Here is a 1,175-nt window from a genome sequence, read left to right as displayed (position 1 = left end):
TTGATTTTGCAACTTTGCAGTCTAATACAAATGGCTGCTATGTTCCAAAACAAATACGTATTCTCTCAATTAACCGCTTTTCTGAACAGGACTCAGTTCAACAACTATGTTCGCAAGTATAATGGCAACCGATATGTGAAACATTTCACTTGCTGGAATCAGATGCTTGCAATGATGTTCGGGCAACTGAGTAACCGTGAGAGCCTGCGAGACTTAATCGTTGCTTTCGAGGCGCATAGGGCCAAGCAATATCATCTCGGGTTAGGTCGTGAACCGATAGCCAAGACAACTCTTGCCACAGCCAACCAGAACCGCGATTACAGAATCTTCGAAGACTTTGCATTCTATATGATGAAGGAAGCCTGTGAAAAGCGGATAACCAACATCCTTGACATTTCCGGAAAGAAATATGCATTTGATTCAACAACGATTCCGTTATGTCTTGCAACATTCCCATGGGCAAAGTTCCGAAGCAAGAAAGGAGGAGTGAAGGCTCATGTCTTATATGACATTGAAGCACAAACTCCTGCCTTCTATACTATAACCACCGCGTCAAAGCACGATTCTACAGCAATGTCTTCAATCCATTATGAACCAAATGCTCACTATATATTCGACAGGGCTTATGACTCCTTTAAAGAACTCTATAGGATACATCTTACAGACTCTTTCTTTGTTGTCAGAGCCAAGACGAACTTTAAAGTATAAGACAGTCAGATGGAAACGAAGAATCCAAAGAATATAATGACAGATGCGGAAGTGAAACTGACCGGATATCTCTCCGAGAAGAAATATCCTGAGTCATTCAGACTCGTCCGATATTACGATGAAGAAGATGACTGTGAGTTCACTTTTTTGACGAATGCGAAGCAGCTTTCTGCACTGGATGTCGCCAATCTTTATAAGAAAAGGTGGTTGATCGAGCTGTTTTTCAAATGGATCAAGCAGCATCTGAAGATAAAGAAATTCTGGGGCACACAACAAAGAACGCTGTTCGCATACAAATCAGTGTGGCTATTATCACATACTGTCTTGTGGCTATTGTTCAACATGATATGAAGTTGAAACGCTCAACCTATGAAGTTTTGCTAATTCTCAGCATATCATTGACTGACAAAACCCACTTGCGTGACCTGTTCGACAAGACTAATTTCAATGATGTCAAAGATCTAAAT

At 40.9% G+C, this 1,175-nt stretch carries 2 pseudogenes; both read left to right on the top strand.

Annotated features, from left to right (window positions below):
• Positions 1–30: 30 nt before the first annotated feature.
• Positions 31–909 (top strand): annotated as a pseudogene (locus M3090_RS15310) (IS4 family transposase); the annotation flags it as partial.
• Between the two features lie 26 nt (positions 910–935).
• Positions 936–1,175, top strand: a pseudogene (locus tag M3090_RS16030) (hypothetical protein); the annotation flags it as partial.

This window comes from Bacteroides sp. ET71, from assembly GCF_023336905.1.
Taxonomy (GTDB): domain Bacteria; phylum Bacteroidota; class Bacteroidia; order Bacteroidales; family Bacteroidaceae; genus Bacteroides.
This window is presented reverse-complemented; position numbering and strand designations above follow the sequence as displayed.